The sequence below is a fragment of the Streptomyces sp. TP-A0874 genome (genome assembly GCF_001748085.1).
Taxonomy (GTDB): domain Bacteria; phylum Actinomycetota; class Actinomycetes; order Streptomycetales; family Streptomycetaceae; genus Streptomyces.
The window spans coordinates 267,731-288,574 of the sequence record NZ_BBZK01000003.1 but is presented as its reverse complement, the minus strand read 5'-3'; the positions used below and the strand labels follow the sequence as shown (position 1 = coordinate 288,574).

At 72.9% G+C, this 20,844-nt stretch carries 14 protein-coding genes; 4 read left to right on the top strand and 10 right to left on the bottom strand.

Annotation, left to right across the window (positions count from 1 at the left end):
* Window positions 1-44 precede the first annotated feature (44 nt).
* Window positions 45-1,559, top strand: a complete 1,515-nt coding sequence (locus BGP73_RS01120; RefSeq protein WP_079127103.1) for an MFS transporter — start codon at window positions 45-47, stop codon at window positions 1,557-1,559.
* A 178-nt stretch (window positions 1,560-1,737) separates the two neighbouring features.
* On the opposite strand, the gene BGP73_RS01115 is transcribed toward BGP73_RS01120, so the two are convergent.
* From BGP73_RS01115 to BGP73_RS01090, 6 genes are all read right to left on the bottom strand, one after another.
* The gene (locus BGP73_RS01115; protein WP_069811347.1) at window positions 1,738-2,781 is read right to left on the bottom strand and encodes an enoyl-CoA hydratase/isomerase family protein; all 1,044 of its coding nucleotides are present in this window, start codon (window positions 2,779-2,781) and stop codon (window positions 1,738-1,740) included.
* A gap of 385 nt (window positions 2,782-3,166) precedes the next feature.
* Window positions 3,167-3,967, bottom strand: a complete 801-nt coding sequence (locus BGP73_RS01110) for a class I SAM-dependent methyltransferase (RefSeq protein ID WP_069811346.1) — start codon at window positions 3,965-3,967, stop codon at window positions 3,167-3,169.
* 216 nt (window positions 3,968-4,183) lie between these two features.
* Window positions 4,184-5,785 (bottom strand): ABC transporter ATP-binding protein, encoded by a 1,602-nt coding sequence (locus tag BGP73_RS01105; RefSeq protein WP_069811344.1) that lies wholly within the window; start codon window positions 5,783-5,785, stop codon window positions 4,184-4,186.
* A complete protein-coding gene (locus BGP73_RS01100) occupies window positions 5,782-6,621 on the bottom strand; it encodes an ABC transporter permease subunit (RefSeq protein ID WP_069811343.1) in 840 nt (279 codons plus the stop codon). Before BGP73_RS01100 ends, BGP73_RS01105 begins: the two co-directional genes overlap by 4 nt.
* Window positions 6,618-7,565 carry an ABC transporter permease gene (locus BGP73_RS01095; protein ID WP_069811341.1) on the bottom strand — a complete coding sequence of 316 codons (948 nt, stop codon included), beginning with the start codon at window positions 7,563-7,565 and terminating at the stop codon, window positions 6,618-6,620. Before BGP73_RS01095 ends, BGP73_RS01100 begins: the two co-directional genes overlap by 4 nt.
* Window positions 7,566-7,567: 2 nt before the next feature.
* Complete coding sequence (locus BGP73_RS01090) at window positions 7,568-9,109, bottom strand: ABC transporter substrate-binding protein (protein ID WP_069811339.1); 1,542 nt, start codon at window positions 9,107-9,109, stop codon at window positions 7,568-7,570.
* Between the two features lie 266 nt (window positions 9,110-9,375).
* Here BGP73_RS01090 and eccB point away from each other — a divergent pair, with 266 nt between their 5' ends.
* Window positions 9,376-10,893, top strand: coding sequence for a type VII secretion protein EccB (eccB, locus tag BGP73_RS01085; RefSeq protein ID WP_069811337.1), 1,518 nt, complete (start codon window positions 9,376-9,378; stop codon window positions 10,891-10,893).
* A 104-nt stretch (window positions 10,894-10,997) separates the two neighbouring features.
* On the opposite strand, the gene BGP73_RS01080 is transcribed toward eccB, so the two are convergent.
* A complete protein-coding gene (locus tag BGP73_RS01080; protein ID WP_069811335.1) occupies window positions 10,998-11,828 on the bottom strand; it encodes an SAM-dependent methyltransferase in 831 nt (276 codons plus the stop codon).
* A 363-nt stretch (window positions 11,829-12,191) separates the two neighbouring features.
* On the opposite strand from BGP73_RS01080, the gene BGP73_RS01075 reads away from it, so the two are divergent.
* On the top strand, window positions 12,192-13,319 hold the full coding sequence (locus BGP73_RS01075; RefSeq protein WP_244501038.1) for a PP2C family protein-serine/threonine phosphatase: 1,128 nt from the start codon (window positions 12,192-12,194) through the stop codon (window positions 13,317-13,319).
* 90 nt (window positions 13,320-13,409) lie between these two features.
* On the opposite strand, the gene BGP73_RS01070 is transcribed toward BGP73_RS01075, so the two are convergent.
* Both BGP73_RS01070 and BGP73_RS01065 read right to left on the bottom strand, forming a co-directional pair.
* Window positions 13,410-14,705, bottom strand: a complete 1,296-nt coding sequence (locus BGP73_RS01070) for a hypothetical protein (RefSeq protein WP_069811334.1) — start codon at window positions 14,703-14,705, stop codon at window positions 13,410-13,412.
* A 250-nt stretch (window positions 14,706-14,955) separates the two neighbouring features.
* A complete protein-coding gene (locus BGP73_RS01065; RefSeq protein ID WP_069811332.1) occupies window positions 14,956-18,183 on the bottom strand; it encodes a glycosyl hydrolase 115 family protein in 3,228 nt (1,075 codons plus the stop codon).
* 423 nt (window positions 18,184-18,606) lie between these two features.
* Between BGP73_RS01065 and BGP73_RS01060 the strand changes: the two genes are divergently transcribed.
* Window positions 18,607-18,876, top strand: coding sequence for a GlsB/YeaQ/YmgE family stress response membrane protein (locus BGP73_RS01060; protein ID WP_069811330.1), 270 nt, complete (start codon window positions 18,607-18,609; stop codon window positions 18,874-18,876).
* A 98-nt stretch (window positions 18,877-18,974) separates the two neighbouring features.
* Here BGP73_RS01060 and BGP73_RS01055 read toward each other — a convergent pair whose 3' ends face one another.
* The gene (locus tag BGP73_RS01055; protein WP_069811328.1) at window positions 18,975-20,774 is read right to left on the bottom strand and encodes an NAD-binding protein; all 1,800 of its coding nucleotides are present in this window, start codon (window positions 20,772-20,774) and stop codon (window positions 18,975-18,977) included.
* Between the last annotated feature and the right edge of the window lie 70 nt (window positions 20,775-20,844).

Sequence of the window (20,844 nt, the reverse complement as noted above, 5' to 3'; positions counted from 1 at the left end):
CGGCGAGGCGTCGCGGTGCGCGCAGGCGAGGAGGAGCCGAACGGATGGAGCCATCCGGCGTCGGACCGGCGGGGCCCGCCGCACGCGCCGTCCGGCCGCTCGGCGCGCCCTTCGGACGGCTCCGGAGGCTGCTCCGGCATCGGGTCCTGGAGGCGGTGGGCGGCCCCGACCAGTTGACGGTCATCGTGCTGCTGGCCGCGGTGGTGGCGTTGAACGGCGCGGACACGGCGACGGTCTCGGTGGTCGCCGGCGATCTCGAACGCGCTTTCGGGATCAGCAACGCCGGGGTGGGCCTGCTGGTGTCGGCCACCTCGCTCACCGGCGCGGCCTTCACCCTGCCCATCGGCATCCTCACCGACCGGGTGACCCGGGTCCACCTGCTCGGCGGCAGCATCGTGCTGTGGGCCGTCGCGACCGTCGCCAGCGGGGCCAGTCCCTCCTTCAGCTGGCTGCTGGTCTCCCGCATCGCCCTCGGTGCCGTCACCGCCACCGCCGGGCCCACCGTGGCCTCACTGGTCGGTGACTACTTCCCCACCACCGACCGGGCCCGGTTGTACGGCTATGTGCTCGCCGGGGAACTGGTGGGCGCCGGTGCCGGCTACTTCCTCTCCGGCACCATCGCCTCCGCCGTCTCCTGGCGGGTGGCGCTGGCCTGGCTCGCGTTGCCGGCGCTCTGGCTGGCCCGGCTGGTGTGGCGGATGCCGGAGCCGGTACGCGGTCGCCAGGCCCGGTTGGCGGCCCGGCGGCCGACCCCCGCGGACGAGTCCCCCGCCGCCCCCGGGTCCCGCCGGAGCCCGGCCGGCCGCCGCCCACCGCCCGACCGGGCCCGGCGGCTCACCCGCCGCCGCGGCGTGGCACCGGTGGAGCACCTGGTGCTGCCTCCCGGGGCCGCGGAGAGCAGGCCGGTCTGGTGGATCTACCTCTACGTGCTGCGGATCCGCACGGTCGTGATCCTCATCCTCGCCTCGAGTCTCGGGTACTTCTTCTTCGCCGGGCTGCGCACCTTCGCCGTGCTCTACGCCACCCGCCACTACGGGGTCTCCCGTCCCACCGCGAGCGCCCTGACACTGGTGGTCGGTGTCGGCGCGCTGCTCGGGGTGTTCGCGGGCGGTCACCTGGCCGACCGCCTACTGCGCCGCGGCTACCTCAACGGACGGATCCTGGTGCCGTCGCTCGCCCTTCTGGCGGCCCCGGTGGCACTCGCCCCGGGGCTCTTCGTCACCTCACCGCTCCTGGCGGTGCCGCTGCTGACGGCGGGCGGCTTCCTGCTGGCCGTCCCCAACCCTCCACTGGACGCGGCCAGGCTGGACATCGTGCCGCCCGCGATCTGGGGTCGTGCGGAGAGCGTCCGCACGACCGTGCGCACCCTCGGCGAGTTCAGCGCGCCGCTGGTCCTCGGGTTCGTCTCCAGCGACGTCTTCGGCGGCACGGACGGTCTGATGTACACCTTCCTGCTCTGCCTGATTCCGCTCGCCGCGGCGGGCCTGCTCGGCCTGGCGGCGTTGCGCACCTATCCGCGCGATCTGGCGACGGCGGACGCCTCGGCCCGGGCGGGCTGACTCCGTGTCCGCCGCCGCGAGTCGCGGACTCCGGAGCCGCGGCCCTGCTCCTGGCGGACGGGCGTACCGCGTGTGGTCGGCGGGTCTGCGCCGTCCGGCCGGGGCGGGCCCGGGTGCCGCGGCACGGGGCCGCCCCGGCGCCCGGTCGGACCGGGAGGAGCGGGCGGGCCCGGGTCCCTCAGGGCAGTCGGAGTTCGTGCTCGCCCAGCGGGGCGAAGTAGCGCTCCACGTGCTCGTCGGTAACCTCGGCGAGGGTCGCCGGCGACCAGCGCGGCTGCCGGTCCTTGTCGATCACCTGGGCCCGGATGCCCTCGGCCAGATCCGGTGTGGACAGCGCCGCGCAGGAAGTCCGGTAGTCCTGCCGGAGCGCCGCTTCGAGGGTCTCCATCCCTCGGGCCTGCCGGACGGCGCGCAGGGTGACCTTGAGCGCCGTCGGAGCCCTGCCCTGGAGCGTGGCCGCCGCCTCCTTGGCCGCCGGCACCCCGCTGGCCAGCAGGCGTTCGACGATCTCCGCCACGGTGGGGGCGGCGTAGCAGTGGTCGATCCACTCCCGGGCTCCGTCGAGCCGCCCTTCCGGGGCCGGCTCGACGAGGCCGGTCAGGGCCTCCGGGAGGGGTGATGCGGCCAGTCGCTCCAGCAGTTCGGGAAGTCGGCGAGTGGGGACGAAGTGGTCGGCCAGTCCGCACAGCAGCGCGTCGGCGGCCCCGACGGGGGTGCCGGTGAGCGCCAGGTGGGTGCCCAGCTCGCCCGGGGCCCGGGAGAGCAGGTACGTGCCGCCTACGTCGGGTGCGAACCCGATCCCGGTCTCCGGCATGGCGATCCGGGAGCGTTCGGTGACGATCCGGCAGCCGCCGTGCGCGGAGACGCCGACCCCGCCGCCCATGACGATGCCGTCCATCACGGCGACATACGGCTTGGGGTAGCGGGCGATACGGGCGTTGAGCCGGTACTCGTCGCGCCAGAACGCCGGCGAGGTGCCGCCACCGGCCAGAGCGTCCTCGTATATGGCGCGGATGTCGCCGCCCGCGCACAGGCCCCGCTCCCCCGCTCCGGTGAGCACCACCGTCTCGACGGCCGGGTCCTCCTCCCACGCCGTCAGGGCCTCGTCGATGCTCCGGACCATCGCGTGGGTCAGGGCGTTCAGCGCCTTCGGTCGGTTGAGGGTGAGGTAGGCGGCGCGCCCTTCGGTGCGCAGCAGGACTGAGTCGGCGGACCCGGTCATCGACGCTTCGGTTTCCCTTCTTCGGATCGGCCGCGGCGTTTCGGCTCCAGCCGCTCTCCCACTGTCTGCGAGGTCGACCGTACGCCTTCGGCGGTGCGGACGGACGGGCGATCACCAATCTCGTGGCGATCCTGCTGACCGGGCCCGCCGTGCTGCGCCGAGCCGCCCGACGCGCCGCCTTCGACGCGCCGGTCACCTTCGCCCCCGACCTCGGCGACCGCTGAACGGCACGCTCGCCGAGGAGTCGGTGAGCCCGGGCGGACGGGGTGCCCGCCGGCCGGTGAGCCCGGCCGGCGGACACCCCGTCCCGGTCCGTTCCCCAGGGGCAGCGGCTCAGCGCCCCTTCCCCAGCGACGCGGCCGACCTGGGGCGTCCGCGGGCGCTGTCAGCGCAGGGCCGCCACCACCGCGTCGCTAGGCGAGCACCAGACCTGGCGGGCCTCGGCGAAGCCGGAGGCGCGGAGGGTGTCCAGATGCCACTGGACGGTGGTCGGCCGGTCCCGCCGGGTGTGGTCGCCGGGCACCCGGGGATCGCCGAACAGCTCGAAGCGCCGCCGCGCCGGCTCCGCGAGCTCCGGTGACTCGACGACCTGGCCCCACCAGGCGGCCCAGTCGACCGCCCCGGCGGCCAGCTCCCGGTCCTTGCGGGCCTGGCCGAAGGACTGCGCCGCGGCGTTGATCCGGGGAGCGGACTCGTCGGTCATGTGGTCGGCGTTGAGGAAGACCCCGCCGTCCCGCAGCACCTGTCCGATCTGCCCGTAGAGCACCCGGAGCGGCTCGGTGTCCAGCCAGTGCAGCGCGGTGGCCGTCAGCACCGCGTCGTAGGACCGGTGCGGCAGCGCCTCGCGCCACCCGGGGTCGGTGAGGTCGGCGGTCACGAACTCGACCCGCTTCTCCCCCGCGAAGTGCCCGCGGGCGATGGTCAGCAGCGCCGGGTCCAGATCGACGCCCGTGCACCGGGCGCCGGGGAGGCGGCGCAGCACGCGCTCGGTGATGCTGCCGGTGCCGCAGGCGAGGTCCAGCACGACCGGCTCGGGGCCGATCAGCGCCTCCACGGTGTCGAGCATCACCCGGAACCGCTCCTCGCGGTCGGGCATGTACCACTCCTGCTGGCGGTCCCAGCTCTCCTGCCACGCCTGCCAGTCGCCGGGGGCCGGTGTCTGCGCCGGCTTGGCCACCTCAGCCATTCGAAACCTACCTCCGCTAGGTGAGTGCCATGGAGGCACCTGATGGGTCCGAAGCCACCATAGAGCCCACACCGTAATAGGTCTACACTAGGTGCACCTATTACAGCACCATTGTCGCAACTCCCGCCCTAGGTGCTCAGCGGATCGTTCGCACAAGGGGTGCACCGCCGCTCCCCACGCGGCGGCTACCGGAGCCCCGGCGGCCGGGAGGTCCGCTCATCCCGCCGACAAGCTCAGCCCGGGCTCCGGGTCGCCGGTGCCGAGCCGCTCGGCCGCGAGCAGCAGCCGGGTTGGCTCGGAGCGCGGAGCCGCCAGCACCCGGCGGCAGTCGCCCTCCTCCACCACCTCACCGCGGTCGAGGACCAGCAGCCGTTCGGCGACGGTGCGCAGCAGGCGCAGGTCGTGGCCGATCCACAGCACGGCGGTGCCGCGCTCCTTCCGCAGCCGGTCCACCTCGGCGACGATCCGCTCGGCCGTGGCGTCGTCGAGCGAGGCGGTGATCTCGTCGCAGAGCAGTACGTCGGGGGCCGCGAGCAGCGCCCTGGCGAAGGCGGCCCGCTGGAGTTCCCCGCCGGACAGGCCCGGTGGACGGCGCCGGGCCGTCTCCGGCGCCACCCCCAGCCGCTCCATCATCTCGGCCGCCTCCTCGGAGGCGTTCGCCGGCGTCAGCGACCGCAGCCGGACCGCCGTCCGGGCGACCTGCTCCAGCACCGGGCGGTGTTCGTCGAAGGAACCGCGCACCTCCTGCCAGACGTACTGGACCCGGCGGCGCTGTGCGGTGTCGCGGCGGCGCAGCACGGGGAGTTCCTCGCCGTCCAGGAGCACCTGCCCGCGGAAGCGTTCGTGGAGGCCGACGAGGCACCGGGCGAGCGTGGTCTTCCCGCTTCCGGAGCGCCCGGCCACCGCGAGCGCCCCTCCCGGGGGCAGGGAGAGCGAGACGTCCCGGAGGACCTCGCCCCGGCCGCCCGGGCGCAGCCAGGCGGTGAGTCCCCGCACCTCCAGTCCGCGGGCGGGGGGCGCCTCCCGTGGCTCCGTCGGGGCGGGGCCGGGCCGACCGGCCGGCTCCGCCGGTGGCGGGGGCAGGACCTCCCCGGCCGTTCCCGCCGCAACCACCCGGCCCCGCTCCAACAGGACCACCCGGTCGGCCAGCGCGCGCACCAGGTCGTGGTCGTGGCTGAGCAGCAGCACGGCCAGCCCGTTGCGGGCCAGGGCTGCGAGTTCGCGGGCGAGGCCCAGCCGGGTGACGGTGTCCAGGCCGGTGCCCGGTTCGTCGAGGATCAGCGCCCGTGGGCCGCAGGCCAGTACCTGGGCGAGGGCGATCCGCTGGCGCTGCCCGCCGGAGAACTGGTGCGGGAAGCGCCGCAGCAGGGCCCGGTCGGTGGGCAGTTGGGCCTGTTCCAGGGCGGCCGCGGCTCGCTCCTCGGCCGCGGTGGCGGCCTCCCGGCGGGAGCCGGGCTCCTCCCGCCGGTGCAGCCGGGCGAGTTCGGTGAGCACCGGCCCGGTCCGGCGGGCCGGGTTGAGCGCGTTGCCCGGGTGCTGCGGCATGTAGGCGATCGTTCCGCCCCGCACCCGGTCGGCTTCGGCCGTCACCCCGTCGGCGCTGACCACCGTGGTACCGGCCACCCGCACCGTGCCGGTCAGCCGCACACCGGGCTCGCTCTCCCCCAGCAGCGCGAGGGCGGTGGTGGTCTTGCCGCTGCCGGACGGACCGACCAGCGCGGTTACGGCGCCCGCGGGCACCGTCAGTTCCACCCCGGCCAGCAGGATCGCGCCGGCCGTCCGGGCCTCCAGCTCGCGTACCTCGATCACCGGGTTCATCGGTCCGCCTCCTGTGTCCGCCGGACTCGGGAGTTCCTCAGCGCCCGGTCGGCCAGCAGATTGGCTCCGACCGTGAACATCACCAGCATCGCCGCCGGGGCGCAGACCGCCCAGGGCTGGATGAGCAGGGCCTCCCGGCTGCCGGCGATGGTCACTCCCCAGTCGGGCGAGGTCGGTTCCAGCCCGAGGCCGAGGAAGTTGGCGGCGGCGACGGTGAAGACCGCGGTGGCGATCCGGGTCCCGCTGTCCGCTGCGGCGACCGGCAGCACCCGGCGTCCGACGTAGCCGAACTCGATCCGGGCCCAGGTCTCACCCTGTACCCGCATGGCCTCGGCCGCCGGGCTGCTCGCAGCGTCGAGGGCCGCCGCCCGCACCAGGCGGGCGACAGCGGGCACGTTGACGGCGGCCACCGCCAGGGCGATCGCCAGCGGCTCGCCGCGCCAGCCCACCGCCACCACGCTGATCACCAGTAGGGAGGGGATGGGCAGCAGCACCTCGAGCGGCCGCAGCAGCAGTTCGTCGAGCCAGCTGTGGCGGGTGGCCGCGGCGGTGAGCCCGACCGCCCCGCCGACCAGATAGGCCACCGCGACCGCGCAGCAGGACACCCCCAGGGCGCTGCGCCCGCCGCGCAGCAGCAGGCCGAGCACGTCCCGGCCCATCCCGTCGGTGCCCAGCGGGTGCCCGCCGCCGAGGGCGTACGGGGCGCCGTCGGACGGGGTCAGGGCGGGGGCCAGCACGGGTCCGAGGAGGGCGACCGCGAGTGGGAGCGCGACCAGCAGGGCGGCGCCGGACAGCAGCGGGGAGCGGGGGCGGCGGGTGGCCGGCTCGGCCGTCATCGGAGGACCTCCGTGCGCGGGGCCAGTCTGCTGCACACCAGGTCGGCCGCGAGGTTCACGAGCATGGCGACGGCCGCCAGCAGCAGGGTGAGCGCCTGGATGGTGGGGATGTCGCGGTTCTGGACCGCGCTGACGAGCGCGGTCGCCACACCGGGGATGGCGAACACGGCTTCGGTGACCAGCACACCGCCGAGGAGTTGGTCGCCGGTGCGGGCCAGCTCCTGGACACCGGGGACGGCGGCGTTCGGCAGTACGTGGCGCAGCAGCAGGGCCCGGCGCGGCACCCCGAGCCGGCGGGCCTGGACGGTGTAGCCGGCGTGCAGGGTGCTGACGGTGCCCGCCCGGATCTGCCGGGAGAGCAGGCAGACGGTGCGGGCCAGCAGCACCAGGATCGGCAGCACGAACACCGCCGGGCGGTCGAAGAGGTCGCCGCCGTCCACCCCCACCCAGGTGGCGGGGAGCCAGCCCAGTCGCAGCGAGAACACCGCGACCAGGGTCAGGGCCAGGACGAAGTCGGGCACCGAGTTGAGGGCCAGGGTCACCGTGGAGATGGCCCGGTCGGTGCGGCTGCCCTCCTTCACGCCCATGACCAGTCCGAGCACCATCGCCAGCGGAACCACGATGGCGATGGTGGCGGCGGCGAGGACGGCGGTGGCGCCGATCGAGCCGGAGACGACGTCGGCCACCGGTCCCCGGCTGACCAGTGAGGTGCCCAGGTTCCCGGTGAGCAGCGCCCCGGCCCAGTCGGCGAAGCGTTCGGCCAGGGGGCGGTCGAGCCCCAACTGGTCCCGGAGCGCGGCCACCTGCTCCGGGGTGACGTACTCGTTGAAGGCGACTTCGGCGGCGTCGCCGGGCAGCAGGGAGGTAAGCAGGAAGACGAGGACGGCGAGCAGCCCCAGCTGGGCCGCGGTGAGCGCGAGGCGCCTCAGTGCGTAACGGAGCATGTTCAGACCAGCCAGACCCGGTCGAACCTCGCCCAGTCCACCGTGTTGGGCGGCGCGGGGCGTACCCCCCGCAGCCGGGTCGAGACGGCGTTCAGCCAGTCCGGGTGGCCCCACATCAGCAGCCCGCCCTGGTCGCGCACGGTGCGCTGGAGCTTGTCGTAGCGGCGTGCTCGGAGTTCCTCGTCGGCCGTCGCCTGGGCCTGCGCGAAGTCCTGGTCGAAGTCCTTGCGGCGCCAGGCGGTGGCGTTCTGCGGGGAGTCGGAGAGCATCCGCTGGGTGAGGTAGGTGGGGATCGGGGTGGCCCCGGTGCGGTGGCTGCCGATCTCGCCGATGTCGAGCATGTCGGTGTAGTAGCTCTCCGGCGGGCCGGTGACGACATCGATCCGCAGCCCGGCCTCGCCCGCCTGCTCGGCGAAGAGGTGGGCGGCGTCGACGAAACCGTCCGCGGCGGTCGAGGTGTAGAAGGTGAGTTTCCGGTTCAACGCCCCGGAGCGGCGCAGCAGGGCCCGGGCCTCGGGGACGTCGCGCTGCCGCTGCTCGATCCCCTCCGGGTAGTACTGGAAGCCCTTCCCGTAGAGGTCGTTGCCGATGAGCGCCCGGTCGCCGAGCACGACCTCCAGCAGCCGTTCGCGGTCGGCGAGGAGCTTCAGCGCCATCGCCGCGTCGGGGTCGTCGAACGGGGGCCGGTCGGTCTTCAGCACGATGCCCTCCGCGCTGCTGCCGGGGGTGGCGACGATCCGCACCCGGGCGCTGGCCTCGACGATCCGGGCGAACGTGGCCGTCATCTCGTGGGCGTACTCCACCTCGCCGGCCTGTATGGCGGCGGCCCGTGCTTCGGTCTCGGCGGAGAGGACGCGCAGCTCGTCCAGGTACGGCGCGCCGCCCCAGTGGTCGTCGAACCGGTGGGCGACGAAGGACCGGCCGGCGGTGAAGGAGCCGAACCGGAAGGGGCCGGTGCCCACCGGCCGGGCGGGGTCGCGGTAGTCGCGGTGGACGATGGGTGTGCCGGTGTGCGTCAGCAGCGTGGGCAGTTCGGCGTGGGGCCGCTTCAGGGCGATCTCCACCGTGCGCCGGCCGATCGCGCGGGAGCGCTTCAGGTCGACGATCGAGAGCATGCTCTGGGCCAGGTGGTCGGCGGCCTTCGGGTCGAGTATCCGCCCCAGGCTGAACAGCACGTCAGCCGGTTCCAGTTGGCTGCCGTCGTGGAAGGTGGCCGGGCGGAGGTGGAACCGCCACACCGTGGCGTCCGCGTTGGGCTCCCAGCGCTCGGCCAGCCGGGGCACCGGTCGCAGATCGGCGTCGAGCTCCACCAGCTTGTCGAAGACCGCCTTGTGTCGGGCGATGTCCACGAACTGCCGTTGGGCGTGCGGGTCCATCGTCTCCTTGGCGCCGGCGCCGGGGAACACCGCGCGCAGGGTGCCGCCCCGCTTCGGCGGGCCGCTGCGTTCCGCTCCCGGGCCGGGGGCGCAGGCGGCCAGCAGCGCCGCCCCCGCGGAACCGCCCGCCAGGCCGAGGAACCCGCGGCGGGTACGGTCACGCGCCACCCTCGACCTCCTTGATGCATTTATGTTGCAACTACACACTAACCGCAGGAATGATCACATCAGCTGACCGGGTCGGTCAAACGGTTCCGCGCCCACCGGCCAGACAGCGGGAACCAGGCCCCCGAAGGAAAGCGACCCCCCAGCGCAACCGGTCGATCACACTGCGGCATAGTGTTCCGACGCGTCCCACAACCGCCCCGCGCTCATCACCGGGGCCGACGGGGCTGTCAGCCGGAAGTCGTGACCACCGAGGGGAAGTTTCCGCGATGCCGTCCCGGCGGGATGAACTCAACGCCTACTCCTTCGCTCGCCGACGCGCCGTCGCCGCGTTCCTGGCCCCCTCCCCGACGGGCTCCGAGGAGAGCGCACCGCGCCCGCTGCGCACGGTCCTGCCCGGAATGATCATCGGAGCGGTGCTGCTGGCCGGCTTCGGCGCCTGGGGGATGTTCCGGCCCGCGGCCCCCAAGGGGTGGTCGGCCGAGGCGAGGAACGTGGTCGTCGGCAGCGAGTCCACCACCCGTTACGTCGTGCTGAAGACCCACGGCCGCAAGCAGCTGCACCCGGTGCTCAACATGGCTTCGGCCAGGCTGCTGCTGGACCCCGGCTCCTTCGAGGTCCTCAAGGTGGACGAGAAGATACTGGACGGCGGGGAGCTGCCGCGCGGAGCCACCCTGGGTATCCCCTACGCCCCCGACCGGCTGCCGGACGCCCGGGAGGCGGCCTCCCCCAAGGTCTGGACGGTCTGCGAACTGCCGACCGGTGACGAGGGCCGCCTGGTGGAGCGCACGGTCTACGTCCTGGCCGGCGAGGAGCGAGCGAAGGTGGAGGGACGCGATCGGCTGAGGGGGCGTCAGTCGCTCTTCGTGCAGGGGCCGGACCGGACCCGGTACCTGGTCACCGCCGACGGCACCAGCCACCCGATCGGCGAGGGTGCGGCGGCCCGGGCGGAGCAGCCCGGCACCCGGCTGAGCCAGCTGGTCCGCGCACTGCTCGGGGAGGGCGCCCGCCCGCAGCAGGTCAGCAAGGAGTGGCTGGCGGCGCTCAACCCCGGCAAGCCGCTGACCTTCCCCGAGCTGCAGGCCGCCGGGGCGGCCGCCGGCGTCCCCGGGCTGCCGAAGGCGACCGACCGGATCGGCATGGTCCTCACCGCCGCCACCGGCGACGGTCCGCAGCACTACGTGGTGCTGCCCGGACGGATCGCGCCGGTCTCCGACCTGGTGGCCCGGCTGCTGATGTCGGCCCCGGGGGCGCAGGCCATGTACCCGGGCGAGGTGCCCGCGCCGCAGCCGGTCGCCCCGCAGGCGGTGGCCTCCGGGGTCCGGCCGTTCTACGGCGACCGGGGGTGGCCGGACCAGATCCCGGTCCAGGCCAACACCGGGGACCGGACGGTGGCCTGCGGGGTTTACCACGGGGCGAAGGACGCCCCCGAGCGGCCCGAGCTCAGTCTGTGGGCCGGCAGCCGACGACCGCTGGAGGCCGTCGACAGCGGCACCGGCACGTACGTCACCCCGGGCACCGGGCTGCTGCTGCGCCGCCCGGACACCCCGGGCGCCAAGAGCGGCGCGAACTACCTGCTCACCGACAGCGGACTCCGCTATTCCATCCCGGTGAGCGGCGGTTCGCCGGATCAGGACGGCGGAGCGGGGGGCCGGGTGAACGAGAACCAGGTCCGGCTGGGATACGGGGACACCAAGCCGGTGGAGGTGCCCGCGGCCTGGGTGGACTTCCTCTCCAAGGGGCCGTCCCTCGACACGGCGAGCGCCCGGCAGCCGCAGGGCTCCTGAGCCGCGCCCAGGATGGGGCACATCCCGGGGGTGGAACCGGACCTTACGGTTCCACCCCCGGGATGTGTCGTCCCGCCTCCGTGGAGCACGGAGCGGACCGCTGGTTACGGCTTCCGGGCGAGCCCGGCGACGATCAACCGCTCCCAGACGGTCAACTCGCGCTGCTGCGAGGTCTTCCCGACCAGCGACAGCCCCTCGATGTCGTCCGGCCGCCACTCGGCGGTCGGCACGACGCCGGGTTCGAGCAGCTCGAGCCCGTCGAAGAAGGCGCGGATCTCCTCGTCGTCCCGCCAGCGGCCCCGACCGAAGGTGGTCTGGAGCATCCCCTCGATCTCGGCGGTCTCCGGGTTGTGCTCGGTGCGGAAGTGGCTGATGAAGAAGTGGCTGCCGGAGGGGACCCGGTCGTACCAGTAGCGAACGATGCCCGCCGGGTCCTCGTCGTCGTTGAGGTGGTGGAGGATGGCGCACATCACCACGCCGACCGGCTGCTCGAAGTCGATCAGGGAGCGGGTGGCGGGGTGCTCCAGGATCTTCTCCGGCTCACGCACATCGGCCTGGATGACGGTGGTCCGGTCGTTCTCGTCCAGCAGCGCCCGGCCGTGGGCGAGCACGATGGGGTCGTTGTCGACGTAGACCACCCGGGACTCCGGGGCGACGGCCTGGGCGACCTGGTGGACGTTGTCCGCGGTCGGCAGACCGCTGCCGAGGTCGACGAACTGCCGGATCCCGGTCTGGGTGACTATCTCCCGGATCGCCCGGACGAGCACCTTGCGGTTCTCCACGGCGATCGCCTGGGCTCCCGGCAGCGACTCGTTGATCTGGTCCCCGAAGGCCCGGTCGACGGCGTAGTTGTCCTTCCCGCCGATCATGTAGTCGTACGCGCGAGCGATGCTCGGCGTGTTCTGGTCGATCTCGGGGATCGGGGCCTCGGTCATGCCAACCGTCCTTCTGTGTAAGCCTGTTGATCAGTCAGCACATCGTAGGCACGGGAGCGGCATTATAGGAGCCGCTCAGCCGTCCCAGGGGTGATTGGCACCGAGGTCACGACCCCGGTGACGCGCACCGGCGCGGAGAAAGGGCCGGATACCGAGCCCATCCGGACTTTCCGGCATCCCGGCGGAAGCGAGGGGGCCGCCTGCGGTGCCCACCGCGAGGGCCGGGTGCATCGGCACCGCCGCCCCGGCCCGGGGGCGGCCTTCCCGGGCATTCGGCTCCCGGGCCTGTCCCCCCGGCCCGACATTCGGGTGACGGCGCGCGGCGCGAAGCGAGGCGCCAGGGCGGCGGGGTAGGGATGAGCCGTGATCTACCGGCGACTGGTGAACGAGCTGAAATCGTCCCTGCACGGCGGCCGCGCCATCCTGCTGCTGCCGCTCGCCCTGATCGTGCTGATCACCTGGGTCCACATCCTGGCCCCCTCCCGCGTCCAGATCTCCCCGCTGCTGGTGGCTGCGCCGGCCATCACCGCCGCTTTCGCCGGGCCGGCACTCACCGCGCTGATCGGGCTCTGCGCGCTCGCCGCCCAGGTGTACATCGGCTGGGCCGTGGAAGGCCTGACCAACAGCAACTTCCAGGCCCAGACCGCCGCACTGCTGGCGGTCTCGGTCTTCGTGGTCGTCTTCTCCGGCGTCCGGGAGCGCCGGACGGCCGAACTCCACCAGGCCCGCTACGTGGCCGAGGCGCTGCAGGAGGTGATCCTCCATCCGCTGCCGCCGGAGATCGGACCGCTGCGCATCGCCTCGGTGTACCTGGCCGCCGAGGAGGAGGCCCAGATCGGAGGCGACCTGTACGCGGCGACCCGGACCGCCGAGGGCGCCACCCGGCTGCTCATCGGCGACGTACGCGGCAAGGGCATCGCGGCGGTCGGCGACGCGGCCCTGCTGCTGGGCACCTTCCGGGCCACGGCCCGCCACCCCAGGGAACTGGCCGAGCTGGCCGGCTATCTCGATGTGAGCGTCAGCTGGGAGCTGGCGGAACCGCTGCTGACCGAGCACTCGGGGGAGACGTTCATCACCGCCGCCCTCATCGACGTGCCCGACGGTTCGGAGACCCTGCAGATCGTCGACTGCGGCCACCCGCCGCCGCTGGTGCTCCGGCAGAACCAGATCGTCCCGCTCGAAGCCACCGAGCCGGCCCCGCCGCTCGGCCTGGGGCAGATGGCGCCGCGCTCCTACCGGATGGAGAGCTGGCCGTTCCGGGTCGGTGAACTCGCGCTCTTCTACACCGACGGCGTCGTCGAGGCGCGCAACCTCGAAGGCGAGTTCTTCCCGCTGGCCGAGCGGATGACCGAGCACGCCGGCTCCCCGCCGGAGATCCTGCTCGACCAGCTCCGCAGCGACCTCCTGGAGCACGTCGGCGGGGCGCTCAGCGACGACGCCGTCATGATCGCGGTCGAGCGCACCGCCCTGGTCGGCGAAGGCCGGGGATGACGGCCGGCGGCGGGCCACCGCCCGTCGCCGGAGCCCCGGCCGGAACCGCCCCGCACGGGCGGCCCCGGCCGTGGTGCCGTCCCGCCCGGCTCAGCCGCCGTACACGGCGTCCCGCTGGTCCGGCACCACGCTGCCGTCCTCGCGCAGCACCGGGGTGAGGGAGCCGTTCGGGTTGATGTAGGCCGCCGTGGAGCACGGATACGGCTTGGCCTTGCGCGGCAGCGGCTCGATGAACATCGGGTTGACCACCCAGCGTCCGTCCGCGTCGTCGTAGGCCCGGCACATGATCTCGTTCTGGTTCCGGTTGAGCACCAGGTGCGCCCCGGTGGCGTCGTTGACGAACGTCACGTCGGTGTCGGCGTCACCGCCACCCAGCGCGATGCGGTACTTCGGGCTGAGCTTGGTCCAGGCCGCGGGGCCCTTGAACCCGAAGATGTCCTGGTTGATCCAGCAGCGCTTGCCGTCGACGTAGGGGATCGCCTCCCCCTGGCTGTCCGGCATCCCGCCGCAGCCTTCCGTCATGGTGGTGATCTTCCCGTGCCGGAGCACGCTGCGGATCGCGATGGTGTGGTCGGTGTCGATACCCACACCCGGCGACCAGGCGTCGGTGATCGGCTTGACCCCGGCGGAGACGATGTAGACGTCGAAGCCCGCCCTCTTCAGGGTCCGGATCAGATCCCGCTGCTGGGGGTAGTAGCGGACGTAGGCGGGCAGCGTGTGGGTGCCGACGGTCTGCTCGCTCCCCACCGGTGCGGCGAGCGCCTCCGCCCGGGCCTTCTCGGCGATCCCGGTGAGCTGGGCGGGCGTGTAGCCGGCGAAGATCTGCGCCACCCAGGCGTACTCCGGCTTCGTCCGGCGGTGGTTCCAGTCACCGGCGAAGGCCGGGTCGCCGTCCATGGTCTGGGCCGCGGCCCTGATCTCGAAGATCTCGTCGGCGCAGCGGGCGTTCCCGGAGGTCGGCAGCGGTCGGCCGACCGGCACCGAGGTGCCGCAGGCCTTGGTGAGCGCGCGGTGGGCGGCCGGCGTCAGCCATTTGCTGGTGGACCGCCAGCTCTTGGGCTGGAGGATCTTGTCGTGTCGCAGGGCCCAGGCGATCGTCGCGTCCGTGGTGTCGTTCTTGACCACGGTGTTGTCCCAGTCGAAGGCCGCCACCGGGCGGTGGTGCGGGTCCCAGTCCTCGCCGCACCGGCCGCGTTCGTCGATCATCCGCTGGAGCTTGGCCCGGTTCTTGCCGTACCAGTCGAGGCCGGTCGACAGCCTCGGGCAGTGCTTGCTGGTCGAGGTGGCGGTGTGGTCCGCGGCGGCGGAGGCGGCTGCGGGAAAGGCGGCGGCCATGGTGGCCACCACGGCGATGCTCAGCGCGGTCGGCAAGGCTCTTCTGCGCATATGGCTCTCCGGTATCCGTTGGCAGTGGAACCCGGGCCGGTGGCAGCGCCCGGTGACATGCACGGTACATCCCGTTAATGCGCTTTTGTTACATATGCGATAAAAGTCGATCGCAGAAGAAGCGTAGCGATGCTGACGGGCCGTCGGCAGCCCCTCCGGCCGATCCGAGTGGACGCCAGAACGCCCCGCTCACCCATACCCCGCCCGCCCCCGGCCGGAACGGTGATTCCGCCGGGGGCGTGCCGGGAGGTCAGCCCCGGCCCCGAATCCGGTGGCTCTCCGGCGGCCCCAGATAGCTCGGGCGCAGGCCCCCGGTGTCCACCACGATCTTCTGCACCACCACCGTCGGGTCGACCATCCAGATCTTCAGCCGGTGGGTCCCGGCCTTGGCGATGGTGTGGGTGGTGACCGTGCGGTTGACGTTGTCCGAGGTGTTCCGCTCCCACTGGCGGTTCATGGCGGTGTCGTCGGCGCCGGTCGCGGCGGTGACGTCCACCGTCCGCGGCGGCTCGTCGTCGATCGACACCGCGTACCTGAGCCCCTCCGTCGGCAGCACGTTGTTCCGCGGCGACAGGTGGACCCACACCTCGATCGGCCCCGTGGTGAAGAGGGTCATCTCGTACTCCAGGCGCGGACCGCCGCCGCCCGGCTTCCGGCTGGGCGCGGTGACCGGGAAGGGCGTCACTCCCGAGCCGGTGCGCCCCAGGTCGGGGATCCGGGTCCAGGTGACCCCGCCGCTGTCCACCGCGCGGGTGTAGTGCTCGGCCTCCATCGAGACGTAGCCGTTGGCCTCGACGAAGCCCTTGGCCTTCCGCCGGGGCGGCCGCCGGTTCTCCACGACCGCACGCACCTCCACGGGCTCGGCGTCCGCCGGCCCGCTGACCGTGATCGGTACTTCCGTGACGCCCTTGGGCGCCTTCGACCAGTCGACCCGCACCGTCGCCCGGACCTGCTCCCGGACCCTCCCCCGGGACGGTTCGACCGTCACCCAGGGGACGGCGGGCTCGATCCGGTAGTCGAAGGCTCGACGGCCCCGGTTGAACACCTCGATGTACTGCGCGGGCTGGCTCTGGTAGGGGCTGAAGGCCGGCAGCACCGCCGGCCGCCGTTCCGCCGGCCACCAGCGGTCGGAGCCGTCGACGGCCACCCCCAGCTCCGCCCGGTCGGGCAGTTCGATCCGCCGGACGGCTGGGAAGACCTCGTCCGGGAGGGCGACGTCGTCCCGCTCCGGCTGCTGCCAGCCGGCGTCCGGACCGTAACGTTCCACATCCCCGTAGCCGATCTTCGGCTGGGTCTGGAGCCCCCGCCATTTCCCGCCGGACAGGGTGTTGTCGTAGTACTCCGACATCGCCTGGTCGTCTGCGAACCGGGCGTCGGTGACATCGGCCAACCGCCCGGCGCTCGCCCGGCCCTGATCGGCGTAGTGGAGGTTCTTGAACTCCGCCTCCCGCAGCTCGTACAGGTTGGCGGTGGCCTTCACCTGGTACAGCACCAACTGGTAGTACGCGTCCTGGTCCGCCGGAGGCAGCTTCCGGCCGACCCGCTCCGCCCGCTCGGCCAACCGCCGCCACTCCTCGGTGACGCGTTCGATCTCCCGGTAGTCCGTCAGGCTGAACGGGCTCGCCTCGTCGTCGTAGACCACGGCCTCCGGGTCGGTGGGCAGGTTCTTCGAGGGGTCCAGGCTGATCCTGCGGTTGAGCAGTTCGGGCTTCCGGCGGGCCTGGAGGACGCCGTAGCGGTGTAGTACCCCGGCTATCCCCTCCGCCTGCTTCGGGCCGAAGTTCTGCTCGGCGTACTGCCGCTCCCACTCACCGAGCCGCTCGATCGGCCAGCGCTCCGGGTCCCAGGCGTAGTCGAGGAAGAACTGCAGCGGCAGTTCCTCGTTCTTCAGGTCTCCCACGTTGACCACCCAGAGGCGGTCCACCCCGTAGGCGTAGGTGAGGTGGAGCTGCTCCCAGGTGGAGGCGAGGTTGGTGGTGTCCACCCACTTGTAGTTGCGGCCGCCGCCGACGTAGTCGAAGTGGTAGTAGATGCCGTAGCCGCCGGCGCGGGGCGGAAGGCTGCGGTCCGGCAGCATCCGCATATTGCCCCAGTTGTCGTCGCAGAGGATCACCGTGACGTCCTCCGGCGGGCGCAGTCCCTTGTCCCAGTAGCGCTGCACCTCCTTGTAGAGCGTCTGCACCTGCGGGACGGCGGTCACATCCGCCCCGCCGACCTCGGCGAGGATCTTTCGCTGGCTGTCGAGGATGGACTCCATCAGCTCGATGCCGTCGCCGTCCGGCAGGCTCACGTCGCCGTTGCCGCGCATGCCGAGGGTCACCACCCCCTCGAAGCCCTCCTCGACCATCCGGCGGACGCCGTCCGCCCAGTACTTCTTGATGGCCTCGCCGTTGGTGCGGAAGCTCCACTCACCCGTGCCGCCGTACGGGTCCTCGCCCGGCTCGACGATCTCGCCGTCGTCGTCCCGTACCGCCGGTGTGGCGTGCCGGTTCCACTCCTCGATGCCGCGCATCATCGGCGCCTCGTGCGAGGTTCCCATGACCACGCCGTACTCGGTGGCGGTCCGGTGGTTCTCCGGGTCGTCCTCCGCGAACGCCCGGCCCCAGACCGCCGGCCACAGGTAGTTGGCCTTGAGCCGGAGCAGTACCTCGAAGACCCTGGCGTAGAACTCGCTGTTGAGGCCGGCCTCATACCCCGGCGCGTGGCCGGGGCCGAAGTACTCCGGCGCCCAGGTGCCCAGCGCCGGGTTCTCGTCGTTGATGAAGAAGCCGCGGTACTTCACCGCGGGCGTGCCCTGGCTGTGCCGCCCGGGCAGGACGTGGAGCGCGTCGTGGCGGCGCGGTGGTACGTCGTCCCACCAGTGCCAGGGCGACACCCCGATCTGCCGGGAGGTCTCGTAGACGCCGTAGATGGTGCCCCGCTGGTCGCTGCCGGCGATCACGAAGGCCCGGCGGACCCCGGGCAGCGGATCGTGCACCACCTGCTCCAGCGAGGTCTCCCACTTGCCCTCGACACCGGAGACGTCGAGCTTTCCGGCCCGCACCAGGCCGTCGACGAGCGGGCTCCGACCGAGGGTGCCGATGAGCACGATGTCGCCTCGCCCGGCGGGCGGCCCGTCGGTGGCGAGGACCGGGGCCGTCCCGGTGACCCGCTCGATGTCCTGGCGCAGGTCCCCGACCGCCCGGACGACTCCGGGGTGGTCCTCCGCGCTGACCACCAGCGGCGCGGCACGACCGCCGGCGGCCAGCGGGAAACTGCCGGCGGTGGGGGCGAAGGCGATGAACCGGTACGGGTCCCGGCCCGGCCCCCGGGTTTCGGCCGCCGGGCCGAAGGCCGAGCCGGAGCCGCCGGTGCCCGGGGACTCGGCGGCGGCCGCGGGGGCTGCGGCCACGGCGGCCGCCGTGGCGACGGCACCGGCGAGGAGCGTGCGTCGGGAGGGCTGGGTGGGGGTGGGGGAGTTGCCGGATGACCTTCTCATGGCTGGGGCTCCGCAGTGGGGGTGACGAGAATGGCTGGCGCCCCGGAAGTTATCGGAACCATTCCGGAAGGGCAATGTTCACGACAAGCTTCCCGACTACTGCCTTCCGCGCCACCACGGCGTTTCGCTCCGCATATCTCCGAACGAAACAGGCAATCCGCACCCGAGGCACGGCACGGGCGATCGCAAAGCTCCGGAAAATTTCCAGAACGACGCCGGCCGAGGGTGTCTTCCGGGCCCACCCCGGTTCCGGGGCGGGCGGTTGTCAACCAGCCCTGGCCAACCGGCGTCTGTACCAAGGGGCTGTCCCCTACCGCTCGGCCCCCGCGTCTCCGGTCGGGGGGTTGCTTGTTACTGTCCGGGGCGCGGTTCCCGGACGAGGGCCAGCCGCATATTCCGTCATCACCTGGGGAGGACCTCGGCATGGGCATTATCAGTTGGATCATTCTGGGATTGGTCGCCGGCATCATCGCCAAGATCCTGCTGCCGGGCCGCGACCCCGGCGGGCTGGTGGGCACCACGCTCATCGGCGTGGCCGGCGCGTTCATCGGCGGCTGGCTCTCGGCGACCTTCCTCGACAAGCCCATCGCCAAGGACTTCTTCGACCTCGCGACGTGGGTGGCGGCCGTCGTCGGCGCCTTCATCCTGCTCGTGGGTTACCGCCTGCTGTTCGGCAACTCGCGCCGCGGCTGACCGGCCCGCAGCACCGTCTTCACCGGCCGGACCGGCTCGGTACGCCGTCGGCCCGGTGAAGACCTCGAGCCCCTGGGCCGCCTCCGCAGCCCCGGGGCTCACTCCGCGTGCTGGTCGGCGTCGGGCACCCGTTGCAGCAACCGCCCCAGCCCGTACCGGGTGGCGGCCAGCACCACCCGGTCCTCGGGCCGGAGCACGTATCCGGGGCGCAGCTGCCACTCCAGCTCCGGCCGGCGGTGGGAGCCGGTGCGCCCCGGCTCCGAGAGGTCCGGACGGCGGTCCTCCGGAGCCGCCACGTCCAGCGCCAGCACCCGCCACGCGCCGGGCTGGAACGCCTCGGCGACCGTCCGCCCCTCCAACTCGGGATGGCCGCGCACCTCCACCGCGGCGAACAGCAGCACGCTCCGCTCGACCGGGATCGCGCCGAGCACCTGGCGGCCCATCATCGCGGCGGCGAAAGCCGGTCCGGCCAGCGCGGAGACGCTGCGGCTGCGGGTGAGGGCGTCGGGGTAGGAGTCCCGCAGCGTGCGGTAGACGGTCAGCGCGAACTCGTCGTCGTACAGCCGCAGTACGACCCGGAGCCTGGGCCGCTTCTCCCGGGCGTAGAGCACCGCCTCCAGATTGGTGCTGTCACTGCTGGTCAACGCGAGCAGCGCCCGACTGCGGCGGATCTTCGCGGCGTCCAGCACCCCTTCCTCGGTGACGTCGCCGATGACCACGGGCACCCGGCGCCGGCGGGCCAGCGCCACTCCGCGCGCCTGCGGGTCACGCTCGATACACACCACCGGGACGTTCAGCTCGCACAGCCGGTCCAGGGCCCGGGTGCCGATCTTGCCGAGGCCGAGCAGGACGACATGGCCGGAGATACCGCGTGGCGGGCGCCGCAGCGAGGAGGCCACTCGGAAGGCGCCGTAGCTCTCCAGCACCACCGCCAGCAGCAGTGGCAGCACCAACATGCCCGCCAGGCCCGCCAGGAGTTGCAGGATCTGGCGCGGGTTGTCCTCTCCGACCGCCGGATCGCCGATGCCGTAGACGTCGAGCAGGGCCAGGTGGGTCGCGTGCAGGAAGGGCTTGTGGGCGAGCCGCCAGGTGAGCACCGCTAGCAGCACCACCAGCGCCACGAGGGCGACCATGCTGATGCGCAGCCGGCGGGAGAAGAACGAGCCGAGCGGCAGCGAGCCCGCGAGGCGGGGCGGTGGCTTGGCGTTGTCGGCGCCGCCGTTGCTGACACCCTCCAGCATGACCGCGGTGCGGTTGGGCTGGGTGGCCGCCAGCGTCCGGTCGTCCGGGAGGAGTTGGGGCTGGTCGTCCTCGCGCTCGGGGAGCAGCGCCAGGGTGCAGAGCGCCCGCTCGCTCTGCCGGGCCCCGACGGGCAGCTCCCGGGCCCGCAGCAGCGCGCCGTCGGCCTGCACGATCTTGCTGGTGCCGACGATGGCGGCGGCGACCAGCGAGGGCGCGGCGGTGTCGGCGTCGGAGAGCACACTGGTGGTGGCGTCGATCTCACGGAGGCCGAGGTCGGGGGCGCGGACGGCGGACGCCCGCTCCAGCAGGTCCTCCAGGCGTCGGCCGAGGTTGCGGTTGAACAGCTTGATGACCAGCCGGAGTTCGGGGTTGAGGCGACGGGCCCGCAACGCCGCGTGGATGTTCTCCTGGTCGTCGCTGTCGGTGAGGGCGAGCGCCACCGCGCGCTCCACCCCGGCGTCGCTGAGCGCGGTGTCGTCCAGGGTGTCGGACTGCACGATGTTGACCGGCAGGCCGCGGCGGCGGGCCAACGCGGCGATCTGCGGGCCGTGGCGCTCCCGCACCGAGGGCAGGATGACGGTCACCTGCTCGCCGTAGACGGCCGAGAGTTCCAGGGTGAGCCGGTGGGCGAGCGAGCTGTCGCCACAGACGATCATGTGGCCGCTGAACGGCCCACGGCGGGGGAACGGTATCTGCGGAAAGACGAAGGGCAGGCTTGGCACCCCA